This window comes from Peptoanaerobacter stomatis (assembly GCF_000238095.2).
Classification (GTDB): domain Bacteria; phylum Bacillota; class Clostridia; order Peptostreptococcales; family Filifactoraceae; genus Peptoanaerobacter; species Peptoanaerobacter stomatis_A.
On record NZ_JH815225.1, the window covers coordinates 149,498 to 171,232 of the forward strand.

General features: G+C 29.1%; 22 protein-coding genes. 21 read left to right on the plus strand and 1 reads right to left on the minus strand.

The window, feature by feature from the left end; genetic code table 11:
* Positions 1-26 precede the first annotated feature (26 nt).
* The 10 genes from HMPREF9630_RS00610 to HMPREF9630_RS00655 all read left to right on the plus strand — a co-directional run bounded on the left by HMPREF9630_RS00610 (position 27) and on the right by HMPREF9630_RS00655 (position 8,979).
* On the plus strand, positions 27-746 hold the full coding sequence (locus HMPREF9630_RS00610) for a glucosaminidase domain-containing protein (protein WP_009526609.1): 720 nt from the start codon (positions 27-29) through the stop codon (positions 744-746).
* 33 nt (positions 747-779) lie between these two features.
* Positions 780-1,418 (plus strand): hypothetical protein, encoded by a 639-nt coding sequence (locus tag HMPREF9630_RS00615; protein ID WP_009526610.1) that lies wholly within the window; start codon positions 780-782, stop codon positions 1,416-1,418.
* A 22-nt stretch (positions 1,419-1,440) separates the two neighbouring features.
* Positions 1,441-2,694, plus strand: coding sequence for a UDP-N-acetylglucosamine 1-carboxyvinyltransferase (murA, locus tag HMPREF9630_RS00620; protein ID WP_009526611.1), 1,254 nt, complete (start codon positions 1,441-1,443; stop codon positions 2,692-2,694).
* Between the two features lie 117 nt (positions 2,695-2,811).
* Positions 2,812-3,834 carry a rod shape-determining protein gene (gene mreB, locus HMPREF9630_RS00625; RefSeq protein WP_009526612.1) on the plus strand — a complete coding sequence of 341 codons (1,023 nt, stop codon included), beginning with the start codon at positions 2,812-2,814 and terminating at the stop codon, positions 3,832-3,834.
* A gap of 118 nt (positions 3,835-3,952) precedes the next feature.
* Positions 3,953-5,071, plus strand: coding sequence for a flagellar basal body rod C-terminal domain-containing protein (locus tag HMPREF9630_RS00630; protein WP_009526613.1), 1,119 nt, complete (start codon positions 3,953-3,955; stop codon positions 5,069-5,071).
* 56 nt (positions 5,072-5,127) lie between these two features.
* Positions 5,128-5,940 (plus strand): flagellar basal-body rod protein FlgG, encoded by an 813-nt coding sequence (gene flgG / locus HMPREF9630_RS00635; protein WP_009526614.1) that lies wholly within the window; start codon positions 5,128-5,130, stop codon positions 5,938-5,940.
* 28 nt (positions 5,941-5,968) lie between these two features.
* On the plus strand, positions 5,969-6,331 hold the full coding sequence (locus HMPREF9630_RS00640; protein ID WP_009526615.1) for a rod-binding protein: 363 nt from the start codon (positions 5,969-5,971) through the stop codon (positions 6,329-6,331).
* A gap of 332 nt (positions 6,332-6,663) precedes the next feature.
* Positions 6,664-7,608, plus strand: coding sequence for a D-2-hydroxyacid dehydrogenase (locus HMPREF9630_RS00645; RefSeq protein ID WP_009526616.1), 945 nt, complete (start codon positions 6,664-6,666; stop codon positions 7,606-7,608).
* Between the two features lie 96 nt (positions 7,609-7,704).
* Positions 7,705-8,445 (plus strand): peptidylprolyl isomerase, encoded by a 741-nt coding sequence (locus HMPREF9630_RS00650; RefSeq protein ID WP_009526617.1) that lies wholly within the window; start codon positions 7,705-7,707, stop codon positions 8,443-8,445.
* Between the two features lie 201 nt (positions 8,446-8,646).
* Entirely contained in the window at positions 8,647-8,979 is a 333-nt protein-coding gene (locus tag HMPREF9630_RS00655; protein WP_009526618.1) for a heme biosynthesis protein HemY, read from the plus strand.
* Positions 8,980-9,028: 49 nt separating this feature from the next.
* On the opposite strand, the gene mnmH is transcribed toward HMPREF9630_RS00655, so the two are convergent.
* A complete protein-coding gene (mnmH, locus tag HMPREF9630_RS00660) occupies positions 9,029-10,063 on the minus strand; it encodes a tRNA 2-selenouridine(34) synthase MnmH (protein ID WP_009526619.1) in 1,035 nt (344 codons plus the stop codon).
* 247 nt (positions 10,064-10,310) lie between these two features.
* Here mnmH and HMPREF9630_RS00665 point away from each other — a divergent pair, with 247 nt between their 5' ends.
* The 11 genes from HMPREF9630_RS00665 to HMPREF9630_RS00710 all read left to right on the plus strand — a co-directional run bounded on the left by HMPREF9630_RS00665 (position 10,311) and on the right by HMPREF9630_RS00710 (position 21,730).
* A complete protein-coding gene (locus HMPREF9630_RS00665) occupies positions 10,311-11,213 on the plus strand; it encodes a DUF2156 domain-containing protein (protein WP_009525944.1) in 903 nt (300 codons plus the stop codon).
* A 22-nt stretch (positions 11,214-11,235) separates the two neighbouring features.
* Positions 11,236-12,384 (plus strand): GNAT family N-acetyltransferase, encoded by a 1,149-nt coding sequence (locus HMPREF9630_RS00670; protein WP_009526620.1) that lies wholly within the window; start codon positions 11,236-11,238, stop codon positions 12,382-12,384.
* A 495-nt stretch (positions 12,385-12,879) separates the two neighbouring features.
* The gene (locus HMPREF9630_RS00675; protein ID WP_009526621.1) at positions 12,880-13,140 is read left to right on the plus strand and encodes a TM1266 family iron-only hydrogenase system putative regulator; all 261 of its coding nucleotides are present in this window, start codon (positions 12,880-12,882) and stop codon (positions 13,138-13,140) included.
* Positions 13,133-14,128, plus strand: a complete 996-nt coding sequence (hydE, locus tag HMPREF9630_RS00680; RefSeq protein ID WP_009526622.1) for a [FeFe] hydrogenase H-cluster radical SAM maturase HydE — start codon at positions 13,133-13,135, stop codon at positions 14,126-14,128. Before HMPREF9630_RS00675 ends, hydE begins: the two co-directional genes overlap by 8 nt.
* 232 nt (positions 14,129-14,360) lie before the next feature.
* Positions 14,361-15,779, plus strand: coding sequence for a [FeFe] hydrogenase H-cluster radical SAM maturase HydG (hydG, locus tag HMPREF9630_RS00685; protein ID WP_009526623.1), 1,419 nt, complete (start codon positions 14,361-14,363; stop codon positions 15,777-15,779).
* A gap of 43 nt (positions 15,780-15,822) precedes the next feature.
* A complete protein-coding gene (hydF, locus tag HMPREF9630_RS00690; protein WP_009526624.1) occupies positions 15,823-17,007 on the plus strand; it encodes a [FeFe] hydrogenase H-cluster maturation GTPase HydF in 1,185 nt (394 codons plus the stop codon).
* Positions 17,008-17,286: 279 nt separating this feature from the next.
* Complete coding sequence (locus HMPREF9630_RS00695) at positions 17,287-18,015, plus strand: LytR/AlgR family response regulator transcription factor (protein WP_009526625.1); 729 nt, start codon at positions 17,287-17,289, stop codon at positions 18,013-18,015.
* 32 nt (positions 18,016-18,047) lie between these two features.
* Positions 18,048-19,319 carry a sensor histidine kinase gene (locus HMPREF9630_RS00700; RefSeq protein WP_009526626.1) on the plus strand — a complete coding sequence of 424 codons (1,272 nt, stop codon included), beginning with the start codon at positions 18,048-18,050 and terminating at the stop codon, positions 19,317-19,319.
* Between the two features lie 164 nt (positions 19,320-19,483).
* A complete protein-coding gene (locus HMPREF9630_RS10140) occupies positions 19,484-19,630 on the plus strand; it encodes a cyclic lactone autoinducer peptide (RefSeq protein ID WP_081580839.1) in 147 nt (48 codons plus the stop codon).
* Positions 19,631-20,248: an accessory gene regulator B family protein gene (locus HMPREF9630_RS00705; RefSeq protein ID WP_009526627.1), complete on the plus strand. Its 618-nt coding sequence runs from the start codon at positions 19,631-19,633 to the stop codon at positions 20,246-20,248. It abuts the gene before it with no gap.
* Positions 20,249-20,320: 72 nt separating this feature from the next.
* Positions 20,321-21,730, plus strand: coding sequence for a hypothetical protein (locus HMPREF9630_RS00710; protein WP_009526628.1), 1,410 nt, complete (start codon positions 20,321-20,323; stop codon positions 21,728-21,730).
* The last annotated feature ends 5 nt before the right edge of the window (positions 21,731-21,735 follow it).

Consider the following 21,735-nt stretch of genomic DNA (forward strand, 5'->3'; position numbering starts at 1 on the left):
AGTTTAAATAGAGTGAGGGATAACAAGTGGATATAAAAATAAGTTCATATATTCAACATTATGTAGGGCCGTCACAATCATATTATAATGCTCAAAATAGATTTGATTCCATATTGAAATATAAGCTTGGGATTTTTAAAGAAGATAAAAATTTAACTGATGAAAATATAATTTTTGATTATGGTGATACAAAAACAGAAAATACTGAAGATAGTGCAGTGTTTTCTGATAATTCTAAGATTTCAAAAGACAGCTTTTCTTCTGTGAAACCACTTGCAAAAACAGTTGGGTCTATACTCATAAATGGAATTTTGGATACAACGGATGTTAGAAAAAAATCTAATTATTCTGCTGAATATCTCAATTCAAAACTTTCAGGAACGCCGTTAGAAGGACTTGGCGAAGATTTTAAACGTGCAGAGGATTTGTATGGCATAAATTCAATAGTGCTTATGTCTATGGCAAAATTGGAATCTAATTTTGGAAGAAGTAAAATAGCTTTGGATAAAAATAATTTGTTCGGTTATCAAGCATATGATTCAAGCCCATATACATCTGCGAAATCATATAACACTAAAAAAGACAGTATATATGATGTAGCAAAACATCTCTCTAATAATTATTTGAGTCCGAATGGAGATTATTTTAATGGATATTCTGTGGATGCTATAGGCTTAAAATATTCTACTGACAGTAGTTGGGCATCTAAAGTTAAAAAGATAGCATCAGAGCTTATAAAAGCATAACTATATTGTTTTTTGCATTAAGGGGATATGCTTATGAGAGGCAAGAGACGCTCACAAAGAATAAGAGACTATAGAAAAGCACGTTTTGAGCGTGCTATAAGTGTTATTGAAGGAAAAAATTTTCATAGAAGTAAAATGTCAAGGGGTAATAAAATTGTGTTATTCGTCATATTGGCTATTTTACTGGGAATGAATTTTTTTTCTATGAGATATAGAGCAAAGACTTTTGATTTTTCAAAAGATGATTTTGCCTCAAAATATGAACAATTTATAGTTAAAAATAAAGATAAATTCGATTATGACAAATCAATAAAAGATATAATAGAAAATAACGGAGAATACTCTTTTTTGCAGGAAAGTTCTTCGGCTACAAACAGTTTAATAGCTGTTTATCAATATTCAGACAAAGTAAAAAAAATTGGTGTTATAGGCATACCAAGAGAAGACGCTGATTTTGAAAAGGCATATATTGAGAATGTGTCGGTTATAATTTCTTTAATAGTCGGCAAAAACTATAATGATTGTAAGGAATACCTTAGAGATATAAATATTTTAGATAAAAATTATAATATAAGAAAAGAAAAAGAGTTACCGAGAGTGAAGATAAATAGTAACATAATAAATTTTTCTTACAAAGAAAGCAGCTTGATATTCAGTATAGAAGCTGAATAAAATATGAAAGGATTTGTTAATATTGGCATATTTATTAGTGAGCCAAAGCGATAGTTTAAGAGGAGAAGTTGAGATAAGCGGGGCAAAAAATGCTGTGCTTCCTATAATAGCTGCTACTCTTTTGGTGGATGGCCAAAGTGTAATAAAGGGTGTTCCTAATTTAAGCGATGTTAAAGTTATATGTGATTTGCTAAGTTATTTAGGGGCAGATGTAAAATTTGAAGGGGATACATTAATTGTAAATGCTAAAAATATAAGAACAAATGAAGCTCCTTATGACCTTGTGAGCAAGATGAGAGCATCGTTTTTGGTGATGGGACCTTTATTGGCAAGATTTAAAAGAGCAACTGTATCTATGCCCGGAGGTTGTCCGATAGGTTCAAGACCTATAGATTTGCATTTAAAAGGATTTAAAGCGCTTGGAACTAAAATAGATGTTGAGCATGGTTGCATAGATGCTTATACTACTAAATTAATTGGAAACCAGATTTACTTGGATTTTCCGTCAGTGGGTGCTACTGAAAATATAATGATGGCGGCTGCACTTGCAGATGGTGTTACAGTAATTGAAAATGCGGCAGAAGAGCCGGAAATAGTAGATTTGGCAAATTTTATAAATGCAATCGGTGCAAAAGTAAGAGGGGCAGGAACAAATACAATCAGAATAACTGGCGCCTCAAAATTGAATGAAGTGGAATATACAGTAATACCGGATAGGATAGAGGCAGGAACATATATGGTTGCATCAGCTATTACAAGAGGAGATATTACTATAAAAAATGTGATAAGCGACCATTTAAGACCTGTAATTGCAAAATTGCTTGAAGTAGGATGTATTGTTGAAGAAGGTGGAAATTTTATCAGAGTTAAAGGCCCTGATATAATAAAGTCCACAGATATAAAAACTATGCCACATCCCGGTTTCCCTACAGATATGCAGTCATTATTTATGACATTGTTATCAGTGTCTCAAGGTAGCTCTATAGTAACTGAGACAGTATTTGAAAATAGATTTATGAATGTGGCTGAGTTGAAAAGAATGGGAGCGGATATAAAAATAGAAGGTAAATCCGCAATGATAAACGGTATAGAACAGTTGCAAGGTGCAAAAGTAAAGGCTACCGATTTAAGAGCGGGAGCGTCTTTGATACTTGCAGGATTGATAGCCAAAGGAGATACTAAAATATCTGATATATATCATATTGAAAGAGGATATGTAGATATAATAAATAAAGTAAGTGCTTTGGGCGGAACTATAAAGAGAATTGAAGATTAGAATTAAGGTAAATTTAAGACGGTAATATTATATTTAAACAGTCTTAAAAAACATTTGAAATATATAATAAATAATGATTTAATTTATAATTTTATAATTAAGGAGATAATTATCGTGATGAGTTTTTCACCGGATATAGGAATAGATTTAGGTACTGCATCTGTGCTTGTGTATGTAAAAGGAAAAGGAATAGTTTTGCAGGAACCATCAGTTGTTGCAATGGATACTTCTACAGGGAAATTGCTTGAAGTAGGAGAGCAGGCTCAAAGAATGCTTGGTAGAACTCCAGGACATATAGTGGCTGTTAGACCTCTTAAAGATGGAGTTATATCAGATTATGATATGACTGAAAAGATGCTCAAAAATTTTATACAAAGAGTTACAGGTGGAGTAGGTCTTTTTAGATTTTTTAAACCTCAAATAATAGTATGTGTGCCTTCCGGAGTTACAGAAGTTGAAAAAAGAGCAGTTATAGATGCTACTATGGAGGCGGGAGCAAGAGACGTATTTTTGATAGAAGAACCGATTGCGGCTGCGATTGGAGCAGGAATAGATATTGCACAACCGAGCGGATCTATGATAGTAGATATAGGTGGGGGTACAACGGATGTAGCTGTAATATCATTAGGTGGTATAGTTGAAAGTACGTCAATAAAGATGGCCGGAGATAAATTCGATGAAGCTATCATGAAATATATGAAGAAAAAACATAACCTGCTTATAGGAGAAAGAACGGCTGAAGAAATAAAGATGAACATAGGTTCTGCTTACCATAGAGATAAAGATATATATATGGAAGTTAGAGGAAGAAATCAGTTATCAGGACTTCCTGAAATTGTAAAAGTTTCATCAAAAGAATCTTTAGAGGCTCTTGAAGACAGTGTAGTTCAAATTGCAGATGCAGTTCATTCAGTGCTTGAAAGAACACCGCCTGAATTATCTGCCGACATATCTGATAAAGGTATACTTATGACCGGAGGAGGCTCACTTCTTTGGGGATTGGATAAACTTATTGAAGCGAGAACAGGAATAAAAGTTTATATAGCGGAAGAAGCGATATCTTGTGTTGTAAAAGGTACCGGAGAATCATTAAAATCTTTAAAACATCTGGGAAGATCTACAAATTCAAGAAGAAGATAATACAATAACAATATAGTTTTTTTAATAATTTGTTCTGTATCTATATTATTTTGTAATAATCTAAACTTTTTGTGTTAACATACCGATAATATATTAAAATTGTATTTTAGGAGATATTATGTTTAGAGGAATATATACAGCGGCAAATGCTATGCTGACTAAGCAAAATAGAATAGAAACCATATCCAATAATATAGCAAATGTTGATACAACCGGATTTAAAAAAGATGTAGACGTTATAGAAGCATTTTCAGAGAAACTTTTGTATAAGAGAGAAAATAACGAAGGATATCTTCGTGCTTTTCCAAACAGAGCAAAAGTAAGCAATAAACAACTTAGAGATGGCAATACAAGAATAGATATAGATATAACGAGAGGTTATCTTCAGCTTGAGGATAAAAACGGCAACAGCTATCATAAATCAGCAAGTTTAGTAAGAGATGAAGAAGGTTATTTAAGGACTGTATACAGAGAGTATAACTCCGATGTTATAACTAAGTTCGGAGCATATTTGTTAGATGTAGACGGTAATAAGATAAATGTGCCACAAGGTGAAATTGCAATAGATTCATTAGGCAATTTGACAGCCGGAGGAACAGCTGTTGCAAAAGTTATAATACCTGAGGCGAGAAAATCAATAGGTACAATAAATTCTGGTGCTTTGAGAGATAGAGTTATGATTAATTTCAATCAAGGCAGTCAAGAAAGAACAGAAAACCCTATGCATATAAGTCTTGAAGGTGAAGGATTTTTTAAGATAAGAATAAATGGTACAGACAGCATAAAATATTCCAGAAGTGGAGCTTTTACCATGGATGAAAATAGGGTGATTAAAGACTATCTCAATAATACGGTACTTTCAGAAGATAACAATCAAATAACAGTACCTGAAAACTCCAAATTAGTTGAATTTAAAAGAGATGGTAGCGTATATTCATTGAACAATGATGGTCAAAGAGAACAGATAGGTAAACTTGCCCTTGTTGATATAACCAATAAAGAAGATATGCAAAAATATGGGCATAGTTATATGCAGATGATTGGGAATACACAGCCTCAAGAAAAGGCATTTGAAGGTAAAGTGCTTCAAGGTTACCTTGAACGTTCAAACGTAAATACTATTGATGAAATGGTAGATATGATTGAAATGTTCAGAGGGTTTGAATCCGACCAAAAGGTTATAAATTCTTACGACCAAATTATGCAAAAGGCTGCTAATGAAATAGGTAAGATTTAGAATTCATTAAAAACTGTATGGATATATTTTTTGATATAGATTTTTGGAGGTAGTTTATGAGAGCTTTGTGGACCGCTGCAAGTGGAATGAAAGCACAACAGACTAATATGGACGTAATAGCACATAATATTTCTAACGTCAATACAACAGGTTATAAAGCACAAAAAACAGAGTTTAAAGACTTATTATATACTTATTCAAGTCCTGTAAGCAATGATGTTCAATTAGGTCAACCTGTGAATTTACAAATAGGTCACGGTGTTATGCCGGTTGCAACATCAAGAAAGTTTATTACAGGAAGTGCAGAAAGAACAGAAAATCCTACTGATTTGGCAATAGTTCAAGGAACAGGATTTTTTGTAGTGGAAAATCCGAATGATGCCGGAAATGAAAACAACAGATATTATACAAGAGACGGTAATTTTAAATTTTCAGTTGAAGACGGTCAGTTGACACTTGTAACTTCACAAGGGGAAAAAGTACTCACGACAGATGACGGATATATACAATTGCCTGAAAACAGCAAAGAATTTTCCGTAAGTCAAAATGGAACTGTTACTGCTAAAAGCCTTGAAGGAGAAACTTTATCATTAGGACAGATAAAAATAGTTACTTTTGTAAATCCTGAAGGATTAAAAGCAGTAGGAGATAACTTTTTTGTTCCGACAGATAACTCAGGACAGCCTGTACAAGAAGAAGACGAAACAAGAGAAACTAAAATATATCAAGGATATTTAGAAATGTCGAATGTACAGCTTGTGGATGAAATGGTTAGAATGATAACAGCGCAAAGAGCATATGAAATAAATTCAAAATCAGTACAAACAGCGGATGATATGCTTAATACGGTAAATCAATTAAAGAGATAATTAAACTTATAGTATAAAGAGGTTTATTATGAATATAGATACGTCATATCAACCATATATATCAAATTCAAACTTGAATATATCTCAAGAAAAAATAAATACGCTTGATAAGAAAAAACTTAAAGAGGCTGCACAAGGTATGGAGGCAGAATTTTTAAAAGTATTTTTAAAACAGAGCAAAAAACTTATGTTCAAGGAAGATGACGAAAAAAATAAAGCTCCCGGAAAGGACATAATGACAGATTTTATGTTTGAAAGATTAGCTGAGCAAATGTCAAAGACATCACCGCTTGGTATATCTGAAATGATAATAAGAGACGTCGAGAACAAACAATCTGATTTGGACAAAAATTTATCCCAAGAGGATATAACAAATACAATAGAAGTGTAATTTATAAAATATAGTCAATTTATTGGCTATATTTTTTTGTACTAATTTTAGTTTTTGATGTATAATATAAATTGTATTATACTAATTTCTAATAGAATAATAGATAATGTATATTAATAAATCTATAAATACGGTTGTATTTTATTAAATTTACAAAACACTTTTTTCTATCATTTTATTGGATTTTACTATTAGTATAAGCTAAGTGTATAAAAGTTGATTAAAAGACTAATAACACAGATATTTTTATTAGCCTTATACTATGGCTGTCATATAGCATTTTAAAATGGATTTAGTATTGGATATTGTATTTGAAGATTGGAGAGTGTATTATGAAAATAGTTGTTTTGGATGCTTATTCTATAGTTTATAATGACTTGTCTTTTGATTTCTTAAAAGATTATGATGCGTCAATTTATGATTTTACATCACCTGAAGAGGTTGTAAGTAGGATTGGAGATGCTGAAGCCGTTTTTACAAATAAGTGCGAAATAGATAAGAATGTTATAGACAGTTGTCCAAATTTAAAGTTTGTAGGAGAACTTGCAACAGGCTATAATAATATAGATGTACAATACTGTAAAGAAAAAAATATTATAGTAAGCAATATACCAAGCTATGCATCGAATAACGTATCAGAAATGGTTTTTGCATTCTTATTGGACGTTTTTTATAATCTGCATGACTATGATGTTGCAATTAAAGAAGGTGAGTGGATAAATTCAAAGATATTCACATTTTTTAAGCATACTACACATAATTTGGCAGAAAAAACAATAGGAATAATAGGATATGGTGACATAGCTAAAGCTGTTGAGAAAAAAGCGATAGTTTTTGATATGAATGTTCTTGTGCATAGAAGAACTCAGGATACATCGGACAAAAAATTTGTCAGTCTTGATTATTTGCTTGCAAATTCAGATATAATAACAGTACATACGCCACTAAACCAACAGACAGCTAAGCTTATAAATGAAGAAAGCATATCAAAGATGAAAGACGGAGTAGTTTTTGTAAATACTTCAAGAGGAGGAATCGTAGATGAAAAAGCACTTTACAATGCACTTGAAAGCGGTAAGATTTCTCATGCTTGTCTTGATGTGTTAACGAAAGAGCCTATGGAAAAAGATAATATATTGTTAAAGGCAAAAAATATTACAATGACACCGCACATAGCTTGGGCAGCATATGAAACACGAAAAAAATTGATAGATATATTAGAAGAAAATTTGAAGGCGTATGTATCAGGCAAACCTATAAATGTAGTGAATAAGTAAAAAATTATATCTTGAAATTATAAAAAAATTATATTATAGTATACTTAAACTAAAAAAAGGAGGATAAGCAATAACAGATTGCTTAATTGTTGTTAAATGAATGAAAATGCAGTATTAGCAAAAATTGGAGATTTAGATATAACACAAAGAGATGTGAATTATATGAAAAAAAGTATGGATAAAAGACTTCTTTCTCAGTTTTCAGGAGCACAGGGAGAATTTTATCTATTACAAGAGCTTGTAAATCAAAAGCTTATGGCTCTTGATGCAAAAGATACAGGAGAAGTTGAAAAAGATGAGTTCAAATTTGAATTCGAATCTATGAAAGATAATTTCATATCACAATATATGATAAAAAAATTGCTTGAAAGTGTGGATGTTACAGATGAAGAAATCAGAGAGTTTTATGATGAAAATCAAGATTCTTTTGGAAAAATGGAAACAGTAGAGGCAAGTCATATATTGGTAGGAGATTTAGAAAAAGCTGAAGAATTATATGAAAAAATAATTAACGGAGCAGATTTTGCTGAAGTTGCAAAAGCAAACTCTACTTGCCCATCCTCAAGACAAGGTGGAGATCTTGGATTTTTCGGCAAAGGTCAAATGGTAAAAGAATTTGAAGATGCAGCTTTTTCTCTAAATATAGGAGATGTATCAAAACCTGTAAAGACACAGTTCGGATATCATATTATAAAGCTTACTGATAAAAATACAGAAGAGAAAAAAGAATTTGAAGAAGTAAAAGATGAGTTAAGACATACATTGCTTGCAAAGAAACAACAAGAAGCATATGTAAATAAAATAAATCAGTTAAGAGATAAATACGATGTAAAATAAATGTTTTATAATAATGTTTATCATTAAAATAAAATGTGTATAAATATTGTGTACAATAGATTTTTAAATTTAATTGAATATTGTAAAATACGAGGAGATATTTTAATGAATTTGTTGAATTTTAATTCACTTTATTTATAGTTTACCTGTTCTTGTATTTTATGTATTCTAAATAAAAATATATGTTTTTGGGAGGATAATATGGAGAACGTTATAAGCATTGACAAAAAAGCCTCAGATGAATTGAAAAGTATACTATCATCTATGAGCATAAATGCAGATACTATAAGAATATTTATATCAGGAATGGCTTGTCATGGACCTATGTTCAACATAGCTAAAGACGAAGAAAAATCAAATGACTATGCAACAGAGTTTGACGGTATAAAATATGTGGCGGATAAAGCCCTTATGGAAGAATTTGGAGGTTTTGAGATACAATATCTTGAAGAAGACAGTTTTCACGGATTATATGTAAAACCACAAATAGTAGCGGAAGCAGGAAGTTGCGGTTCTTGTAGCGGTTGTCATTAACAAAAAAACTCTAATACCAATAAAAATTTTTATTGATATTAGAGTTTTTTTATGCAAAATATTCTTCGAAATCTTTTGCAATTTGCTTTGCAATTTCAATGGAATTATTATTGTTATATATTTTTGTAAAATTTTCTTTCGGTAATTTATAATTTCTATCATAGTAATTTTCGCATAAATCTTGTATCAAATCATTAAAATTATTATTTTTTAGAAAATCCATATACATATTTATTCTTGATTCAGATATATATTTTTCTAATTTTTTTACGGTTTTTTCAATAAGTTCTTTATCATTTTCAAAGTCCACAAGGTATTGTGTCTTTATTTCGTTTATTCTAAAATCCATATCTGAATTTATCAAAATTTTTGTGCTTGCTCTTAATTTTGTATATAAAGATGCAGGGAGTATTATATTACCTATCCTTTTTGATTCTCCTTCGGCAAAAGCATATGAATTTTCAAATTTTTTTAAATCTTCAAACAGCAAAGATTCAAATTTTTTTTGTGAAAAAGGTTCAGATTTGCCTATAGAACCAAGCAATGAACCTCTGTGATTGGCATATTTTTCAAGGTTTAACACGTTATATCCCATATTTTGCAGTTCGTTTAATATAGAGGTTTTACCTGTGCCGGTATAACCGTATAAAGTTATGAGCTTTACATTGGAAATCAGATTTTCTAAGTGTTCATTGACATATTTTCTGTAAGACTTATATCCGCCTGATATTTTATGACATTTTACACCTACTCCAAGCAACATATTTACAAGTGCTGAGCTTCTATAACCTCCTCTTGAACAAAAGAAATATAATTCATCATAATTTGTTTTTAATTCTATTATTTGTGTGAATATATCAGGCAATCTTTTTGATATGGCTGTTACTCCTACTATTTTAGCTTGTTCAAGTTCCCCGTTTTTGTATAAAGTGCCGACAATTTCTCTTTCATCGTCTAATAAAACAGGGATGTTTATAGCATGTGGTATGCTTGAATGATTAAATTCCGATGGGCTTCTACAATCTATGTATAATTTGGTCTTGTTTATATTCAGAGTATCTTCATAATGAATAGTTTCAAACATAATAACCTCTTTATTATAAAATTATTTTTATTCTATTACAATCAATCATTTTATAGTATAATATTTTATAGAAATTTTTCAATAAAAAATTGTTCGAATTTTAATTTATTGTATTAATATTTTTTGATATAAATTTGTTATATTTGGGTATGAAAAATAAAGTATTTTCAGTTTTTAATTTATTTTCTTGTATAGATTATAAATTGAAAACAGTTATGGAGGGATTATTATTTTTGACAGTAAGTGTATGTGTGATTATCAGATTATAGATCTTTCACAAAAAGATATGATGAAAAGCTATTTTGACCTTGTAGATTATAAGGCATGTGAATATAGTTTTATGACACTTTATATGTGGCAACATATATATAACACTCATGTTATGGAAAAAGATGATACAATGTATGTTTTTGGACATGATGAAAAAGGATATTTTTCAATAGTTCCCATATCCAAGAAAAAAAGATGGGAAAGAGATTTACAAGAGCTTGAAAAAATATTCGCAAAATGTTTTAACAGTAGTAAGATAGTCATGAGAGCCGTGCCTGAAGAATATGCAAAATTTATAGAAGAAGAATATCCTTCAAGATTCAACATATATAAAGAAAGAGATTCTTTCGATTATATGTATGATGCGGAAAAACTCAGAACCTTGTCAGGAAGAAAATTGCATGCAAAAAAGAACCATTTCAACTCATTTATAAAAGAATTTGAAGGCAGATATGAGTATAAAAGGTTGACTACAAGAGATCAGTTCAATGACGCACTTGATCTTATGAAGAGATGGGCTGAAAATAAAACTATAGATGATACTATAGTAATTGAGCAAGAGGCAGTAGAAAAAATATTCAAACACTATGAAAAACATAAAGATACAAAAGTAGGCGGTATATATATAGACGGCAAACTTGAAGCGTTCACATTTGCTGATATGCTCAAAGACGACACAGTTTGTGTACATCTTGAGAAAGCCAATCCTGAAATAAAAGGGCTATATCCGGCTATAAATAAGATATTTTTATGCGAAGAATTTGAAGATGTAAAATTTGTTAACAGAGAAGATGATTTAGGATTAGAAAATTTGAGAAAAGCAAAACTCTCTTATAATCCGGTAGAATTAGTAGAAAAATATGTGATAATAGAAAAATAGATACTCTATTTGAGGTTTCATTATGGAATTTACTTTTGCAAATCATGAAGACAAAAAAGCTGTAAAAAATTTATGGAAATACTGCTTTACAGACACTGATGAATATATTGATTATTATTTTACCAAAAGATATGATATAAAAAATAATTTTCTTATGAAAAAAAATAATGTTGTAATATCATCTCTTATGACAAATCCATATAAAATTGATATAAACGGCAACATATCAGATACGGCATATATAGTTGGAATATCATGCGACGCTGTAAACAGAGGGAGAGGCTATGTAAGCGCTTTGATAAAAGAAACTCTAAAAGACAGATATTTAAAAGGTGAAGATGTATCCATGCTTATGCCGATAGACACAAATATATATACGAGATACGGATATGCCAACATCGCTGACATGATAGAGCTTGATATACCGCTTGACAGAATAAAAAATAAAAGATGTAATGATGTTGAAGTAAAAGCCTATGATGAGAGTTTGTTAAAAGATTTAATATATATATATTCAAAATCTTGTGAAAATTTCGGTGCATATTTTGTAAGAGATGAGATTTATTTTAAAAATTTCATAGATGAGATAAATTTGGAAAACGGATATGTATATTTGGCATATTTTGATAATGAGCCTATAGCATATATGGTGTTTTATCCCAAATATGAATTGGAAAAAACAGGGTTTGTAAGAGAAATTTTTTCACTTTCGAAATCAGGATATGACAAGTTACTTGATATAGTGAAATCTCATTATACACAAATTAAAAATATATTGCTTCATACGAGTAAAAATTCACATCTTCTGCAATATTTTGATAATGACAACAATATTGTTTATAAGATAAAACCTTTTATTATGTCAAGAGTTATAAATGTATTAAGTACACTGAAAAACTTAAATTCACAAGAAAGATTTTGTATAGAAATAAAAGATGATATAATAGAAGAAAATAATGCAAAATTTGAAGTATACAAAGATTTGGTTAAAAAAACAGAAGAAAAATGTAATTTTAGTATAAATATATATGATTTCACACAATTATATTTCGGCTATTCATCTCTTGATTACGTTATATTTAAAAACAATATTTCATTAGAAAAAGATGAATATGATATATTAAAAACAATATTTTTACAAAAAGACAATTATTTTAACGATTATATATAATCAAGTTAAGAATACATCTTTTATCAAAAAAATTTTTGTTAATGCTTAAAAATATAATTTAATTTCAGACAAAAATTAGAATAAAAATATAAAATTTTTGATAATTCAAATTTTATTAATAAAGTGAAATTTGTATTTAAAAAAAATTATTATAAATCTGATTGCAAGATATATATTATCAAGCAAAAAGATATATATACAATATTATTGTTTCTGGCTATATAGGAAAAATCCTTAATATAAGACAATATCATCATATTTACAACTAAAAATATTTTATATTATAATATTTGAAAAATATAATATTTGAGTTGGTTAATTACACAATACTATGTGATGAGTGCGTCTTGTCAGATAGTATATTTTTTTGTCAAATTATAATTATATACTTTAAAATTTTGTGTTTTTTAAAAAACATATTTTATAAAATTCAAAAGTTTTATAATTTGCAACAGTGTTTAGTATTAAAATAATAGAAAGACTTGGAGGGAATATATGCAAAGCAGAGTGGCAATAATAGGTATAATAGTAGAAGATAATACCTACATAGAAGAACTTAATAATTTGTTGCATAAATACAGTCATATAATAGTAGGTAGAATGGGAGTACCATATAGAGATAGAAACATAGGGGTTATAAGTATAATAGTAGATGCGCCAAGTGACGAGATAAATACTTTGTCAGGTAAGCTTGGAATGATAAAAGGCATAAATTCAAAAACTATTTATGCTAAGGTTGCAGACAAGCATGAATAATTTAATTCACAAGATAAAAAACAGAGATGAACTTAAAAGGGAAGAGTTATCGTATTTATTGGCATTAGACGATTTTTCAAAGATTTTTAGACTTGCTGATGATATAAGAAATGAAAATTTTGGGAATTACGTGGATATAAGGGCAATATTGGAATTTTCAAATTACTGTAAAAGAAAATGTAAATATTGTGGTCTCAACTCCACAAATAAAAATGTAAAACGTTATCGTATGAGCGTTGATGAAATTTTAGAAACGGTAAAAACTGCATATTATGCAGGATATAAAACCATAGTTTTGCAGTCCGGAGAAGACAACTACTACACAGCTAAGATGATAGGAGATATTGTAAGGCAGATAAAAAAACACACTTCTATGGCTGTAACTGTAAGCTCAGGAGAGCTCAGTTATGAAGACTATAAATATATAAAATTATGTGGAGCGGACAGATATTTATTAAAACATGAGACATCTGATGAAAAAATATATTCATATTTACATTCATGTGGAACTCTTAAAAATCGTCTTAATGCACTTAAAAATCTAAAGTCTCTCGGATATTATACAGGCAGTGGCTTTATGATAGGACTTCCTTTTCAAACTCTTGATACCATTGCAAACGACATACTTACTCTTGCGAGCATACCTTGTGATATGGCAGGGATAGGACCGTTTATATCACATAGTGATACACCGCTTAGAGATTTGCAAAATGGAAGCACAGAGCTTACCAAAAGAGCGGTAGCACTTACAAGAATAGTGTTGCCTAAAGCTCACTTACCTGCAACTACTGCACTTGGAGTTATAGACTCAAAAGAAAAAGATAATATATTTTCATGTGGAGCAAATGTCATAATGAGGAAAGTTACCCCACAAAAATATGAACAGTATTACAGTATATATCCGTCAAATATAAAAGTGAGTGATATATACAAAGAAAGAAAAATTTTAGAGCAACAGATAAAAAATTTAGGAAGAATACCTGTGTGATACGAGTATAATACTAATACCAATATTAGTTTGATTAATGGATAAAATTTATATAAGTTGTTTATTTAAGTACACTTAATTTTACTTAGCCAATAAATTATTAAAAATATCCATTATTCTATTAATTTTTAGTATAAATTTGAATATATTTTTGGTGTTACATAGCATTTTAAACAGGTTTCAATGTAATTTTTTATTATTAATATCAAAAAAATAAAAAGGTGGTGTTTATATGTATAATCCAAAATCATCAAAAGCACAAGAATTTATAAATGATAAGGAAATATTGGATACAATAAAATATGCAAAAGAAAACGGCAGTAATATTGAACTTATAGAGCAAATACTTGAGAAAGCTGAAAAAATGAACGGTATAACACATAGAGAATCAGCAGTGTTATTGGAATGTTCGGATAAAAATGTATTAGAAAAAATATATTCAATAGCAAAAAAAATAAAAGAAAGAATTTATGGTAAAAGAGTAGTTATGTTTGCGCCTCTTTATTTGTCAAATTATTGTGTAAACGGATGTACTTATTGCCCATATCATCTAAAAAACAAGACTATAAAAAGAAAACAATTATCTCAAAAAGATATAATAAGAGAAGTTACAGCTCTACAAGATATGGGACACAAAAGATTGGCACTTGAAACAGGAGAAGATCCTGAAAAATGTCCGATAGATTATGTGCTTGAAAGTATAAAAACAATATATTCCGTACATCATAAAAACGGAGCAATAAGACGTGTGAATGTTAATATAGCGGCAACAACGGTAGAAAATTATAAAAAGTTAAGAGATGCGGGGATAGGAACATATATACTTTTTCAAGAAACTTATCATAAAGAAACCTATGAAAAAGTTCATCCTACAGGTCCTAAGCATAACTATGCTTATCATACCGAGGCTATGGATAGAGCAATGGAGGCAGGGATAGATGATGTGGGTATAGGCGTATTATTCGGACTTTATCAATACAGATATGATTTTATAGGATTGATGATGCACGCAGAACATTTGGAGGCTAAATTTGGTGTAGGACCTCATACTATAAGCATACCGAGAATAAGACCTGCAGATGATATAGACTTGAATGAATTTCCCAATGCAATATATGATGAATTATTTAAAAAAATAGTGGCATTAGTAAGAATATCGGCACCTTATACAGGGATAATAATTTCTACAAGAGAATCACAAAAATCAAGAGAAGAAGTTTTGAAAATAGGTGTATCACAAATAAGTGGAGCATCATCTACAAGTGTAGGAGGATATGAGCAAAAAGAAAGCGAAGAGGATAATTCTGCACAATTTGATGTAGATGACAACAGAACATTGGATGAAATTGTAAATTGGCTGTTAAAATTGGGATATGTGCCAAGTTTTTGTACAGCCTGTTATAGGGCAGGGCGCACAGGTGACAGATTTATGAAACTTGCAAAATCAGGTCAGATTGTAAATGTATGCCAGCCGAACTCACTTATGACACTTAAAGAATACTTGATAGATTACGCAAGTAATGACACAAAGCAAAAAGGAGAAACAGTTATATTAAATGAACTCGAAGAAATACAAAGAGAAGTTGTAAAGAAAAAAGCAAAAGATTATATACATCAGATGCAAGAAGGAAAAAGAGATTTCAGATTTTAATATATCAAAATTTATTTTATTGAAATGAAGAAGGTAAAAAATAATGAGCTTAAACGAAACTCCAAGAGGAGAAAGAATTCATATAGGATTTTTCGGTCGAACAAATGCAGGTAAGTCATCAATTATAAATGCCATTGCCAATCAGGAGGTTTCAATAGTATCAGATATAAAAGGAACTACGACAGATGCAGTTTTTAAATCTATGGAAATAGCCGGAATAGGAGCTTGTGTGCTTATAGATACGGCAGGATTTGATGACGACAGCAATCTTTCAGAAAAAAGAATAGAGAAAACTGAAAATATTTTAGAACGTACAGATATAGGAGTTGTAGTATTTGCAGATGATGATATATCGCAAGAGCTTGAATGGATAGAAAAACTGAGAGCCAAAAAAACTCCTGTAATAGCCATAATAAATAAGATAGACGAAAATAAAAATACAAAATTATTACAACATAAAATAGAAAAAATAAATCTTAGAGCTATATCTGTAAGTGCAAAAGAAAAAAAGAACATACAAAAAATAATAGAAGAATTGAGAAACATAGCATTAGATATAAAAGAAAGCTCCATATGCGGACATTTGGTAAAAAAAGATGATGTTGTACTGCTCGTTATGCCACAAGATATACAAGCACCAAAAGGCAGATTAATATTACCACAAGTACAAACTATAAGAGATTTATTAGACAACAAATGTATAGTTATATCAGTAACGGCAGATAATCTTGAAAAGGCATTTAAAATCTTAAAAGAACCTCCTAAATTGATTATAACGGATTCACAAGTTTTTGCAAAAGTATATGAGCAAAAACCGCAAGAAAGTGCATTAACATCATTTTCCGTTTTATTTTCAAGACATAAAGGAGACATAGATATTTTTGTAGAAGGTGCTTATTCCATAAGCAATTTAAAAAACGGAGATAAAGTGCTTATTGCGGAAGCTTGTAGCCATGACCCGCTTGACGGAGATATAGGTCGTATAAAACTACCGGCTCTGCTTAGAAAAAAGACAAGAGCCGATTTGGATATACAAGTTGTAAGCGGTAATAATTTTCCCATAGATTTAAGCGAATATGCACTTATAATACACTGTGGAAGTTGTATGTTCAACAAAAAATATGTTATGAACAGAGTAGAACAGGCAAGAAATCAAGGAATACCCATAACCAATTACGGCATAGCAATAGCATATATGAATAATATTTTAGAAAAAATAAAAAAATAATATAGAGATAAAATATGAAAATTGTGTATTTAAAATAATATAATAATTTTCATATTTATTTTATCAATAGCAGTAATTATGTTGTAAAAAACTTTTTTCATATTTATTCTATTATCAAATTAAATACAGATATTTTTTAATAATGCTCAAATATATTTTGTTTGAAAAATAATTTGAGCATTATTAATTTAAACAATGTTCAGTATAAATTATCAATATATTATATTTTAAAACAGATTAAATGGATGTATAATAAATATAATATGAGGAGATGGTTTAATGATAAATATAGCAATTTGTGACGATATATCATATGTATGTGAACAAATAAATACATATATACAAGAATTTTACATAGAAACTGAAGAGCAATTTGAAATATATATAGCAAATGACGCAGAAACTTTATATGAAATTATGAAAAAAGAAAAAATAGATTTGCTTTTCTTAGATATAGAATTACCTGATATAAACGGAGTTGAAATAGGAAATTACATAAGAAAAAAAATGCAGGATGATGATATGCAAATAGTTTATATATCGGGTAAACAAGACTACTGCAGAAGTCTTTTTGATATAAGACCTATGAATTTTTTGGACAAACCTTTTACAAGAGAAGACATTCATAAACAGTTAAAAGACTATCTGAAACTTTGTAAAAAATTTTTTCCGACATTTTCGTACAAGATAGGTCAGGATACATTTTTTCAAAAAATTGATGAGATAACATACTTTGAAATTGTCGGGAAGAAAATAAAAATGGTAACAAAAGCGTTTGAAATTTTATTTTATGCAGATATGAATCAAATAGAAAAAGAACTTGATAAATTTTATTTTGTTCAAATTCATAAATCATATTTAATAAATATGGAAAAAATAGAAAAATACGGCAGTAAAGAGGTTGTTATGAACGGCGGAAGAAGAATTGCCATAAGTAGAAGTAAAAAAGACGTTTTTTTAAATAAAGTCTTGGAATTTGAAAAAAATAAACTATTTACAAAATTTTGATTAAAACAAATGTAAAATGTTCAGGAGTTAATATGCCGATTACAAAATTATTTATGCCGTTTTTAAGTGTTTTTTATATTTATATAGTACATTTAATGGTCAATGCCTTATCAAATGAAAGAGTAGAAGAAAATGATAAAAAATATTATCTTAGATATATAGTATCTTATATAATAGTCGTTTTTTTTTCTACAGTAATCCAAAAACCTATATTTAATCTATTTGCGAGCTATACAGCTATTTTTATTATATTGAACAACTATTGTTATGATTTAGTTGACAAAGCTTTTAATGCTTTATATATTGATACTGTTTTACTTATTGCCGAGATTGTTAGCGGGACTTTTTTAGGATATGCTCACATAATTCCTACAAGAGACATAGAAATAAAACAAGTTGCAGATTTGATTATAATGCAGGCTTTCAGCTATATAGTAGCTTTGATTTTAGCAAAAGTGAAAAAAGAAAAAAATAATAAAATAGATGATTTTACAAAATATTATTTACTTACAGTTCCTCTCTTATCATTAATTCTACTCATATTATTTTACTCATTTGAAAAAATACAGCCGGTTCAAACTTCAATTCTCACAATACTGCTGTTATTGATAAATGTCATTACATATAAAGTGTATATAAATACAGTTAAAATAATTACTTTCAAAAAAAATAAAGAAGTCGTGGAAGAACAGAATAACTTTTACAAAAATCAGTTAAGACTGATGAAAGAAAGCGAAGAAACTATCAAATCATACAGACATGATATGAAAAATCATATGACCGTTATAAATTCTTTAATTGATAAAGATGAAATTGAAGCATTAAAAAAATATCTGAACGAAATAAGCAACATAAGTTTTGACAATGAAAAATATATATCAAGCGGAAATGAAATAATAGACAGCATAGTAAATTATAAATTAAATTTAGCTGAAAATGAAAAAATAAGATTTATTACAGACATTTCAATTTCTACAGGCTTGCATATATCATCTTATGATATGACGATAATACTCGGCAATATATTGGACAACGCCATAGAAGCATCTAAAAAAGTGGATGAAGTTGAAAGAAAGATCATATTAAAAATAAAAGAAGAAAACGGTAAATTTATCATATATATACAAAATAAGTTTAATGGGAATTTAAAAAATAACTATGAATCTACAAAAGATAATGAAAAAGAACACGGGTACGGAATAAAAAATATAAAAAAAGTAGTTGAAAAAAATAACGGTATATGTAAATTTGAAATAATTGACAAAAGTATTTTTACAACATTGATAGTATTCATAATACAATAAATAAAATATTGCAGATATCTTCAATTTAAATGTGTTTTAGTATTATTTACCAATTTTTCCAAAAATCGTGTCAATTTTTCCAACTCTATTGATTATATATTAAAAATTTTCGATAATAAAATCAGTTAATTTATTATATTATATAGAAAGGTTTAGGTGAACCGATGTTAAAATATATTTTTAGAAAAATTTTAATATGCATATCTTTTTTGGCTCTATTGACAGCTTATTACTCTGCGAACACAGCATGCACATATTTAGTCTATCAAGAAGAACTGCCTTCGGAAGTAAAAAAATTAAGGAAATTTTAAATGAATGGAAGTTTTATAGAAAAAATAGTCTGTTTTTTAAAAAAAGAAGGAATAATTGAAAGCGATAAAGAACAAATTTATTTTTTCGGTATAAAGCAAGCGGCTTTTTTACTTATAAACCTTATTATTACATTAAGTATAGCAATTATTTTTGAAAAGAAAATAGAGCTATTGATCTTCATTTTACAATTCATTTCTCTAAGAAGTTTTTCAGGAGGATATCATTCAAAAAGCAAAATTACATGTACAATTATTTCTTCCGCTGCACAAATAATCGCTTTATTTTTACTTGGAATTGTATATTTAGACATAAAATTTGTTATTATCGCTACAATTGTATTTTCTATTTTAATAATTTTATTTTCTCCAATTGAATCATCAAATAAGCCTTTAGACAAACTTGAAAGGAAAATATATAAACGTATAACGACATTCATATTATTTGTATTCATTGCAATTAGCATATTCAGTTATTTTTTCTATAACACGGATACCGTAGCCGGGATTACTTTAATTAATACAGGTATTGTTTTGATATTGCAACTTATATGTGTAATTAAGCACAAAATTGTTTTTGTAACAGTTATTGTTTTGAGTATTTTATCAATATTTTCATAATATAATAAATTAATGAAAAACTATATGATAACCTTTTATTGGAATAATTAACTTAAAATCAAGGAGAAAAAAATGAAAAATTTAAAAAGAAGAATTTCTGTTCTATTAACATTGCTGTTGATTTTCGGTGTTTTTTCTTTTACAAGTAATCGGATCCACGCACAAGACAATTTAAAAGATTATAATTTTGTCAAGCAACTGAATTCAGGATTTTATCAAGAAGATTACACAGTTGCAGGATTAATAAAAGAAAAAATAAATTTAAAAGAAAAGAATACACAAAGAACTTTAATGTACAGCACTCGCTCTGTAAGAGATGAGATGAAAACCAACAACACGGAAACTGCAAGCGAAGAAAATCAAAACACTAAGATTATTAACTTCGGTGAAGTAATAACAAGCAATATTACAACAGCGGGACAATTACAAGTTTATCTTTTAGAACAAACTCAAAAAGGTAAAATAACAGTCTATATGGACGTTCCTAATGATGCGGGTATAAACTACGACTTATATTTATATAGATACAATTCTCAAACGGATCAGTTGGAATTTGTAGACGGTTCGGGAAATCCGGCAGCTAATTATGAACAGTTGAGCTCAATATGCGAACCCGGCATATACGTTGTAGGAGTAATGCTTAAAGATTTGACAACAAATCCTGCGCCTTGCGCATTTATAGCAACAAACTCAACAAAATACTCACAATATGAACCGAATGACAAAATTAATCAAGCAAAAGAATATGAAATGGAAACACTGTTAAAAGACTCAATAGACAATCCGTTTGATGAAGACTATTATGTTACACGAATAACAAATCAGGCGGACTATCAAGTCGTTTTACAAAATGCTCCGGAGGGTGCAAAATATTATGTTCAACTGTTTGACTCATCACTGAATTTTGTATCCGGTGCTTATATTGAACCTCAAAATAACAATTTTAAAACAGGAACATTACAGCAAGGAGTATACCTGATAAAGATAGCATCATCACAAGGCTATGATGAAAATACGGAATATGAGTTTATAATTACAGATAAAATATCAAACAATCCTGTTTTTAAAACAACAAAAAGCGGAAAAATAGTGCAACTCACGGACAAAGCCGTTTATATAAACGGTAAACAGGCGGATATGAACTGGCGTTACAGATACAGTATTAACTATACAAGAAATCAGGAAGTTGATACATCTCCGATGACTATGATCAATAAATCTTTTTATAAAAACGGAACATACCGCGGACCGCAAAATGTTAAATCAGATGATTGTATAGAAGTTAAAATGACAGGTTTTTCTTATATGTATTTTCATAATAATTTAAATACGGGAGAGTATGAATTTTATTATATAAAGCCAAGCGAAATGATAGCTTCAGGTTATTATTCTTTTTATGTAGATGTAAATACAGGAAAAGCAATAGATACCGAGTGGAATTGGTATGCAAGAAAACTTCAAATGCCACAAGATTTAAAATAATTTGG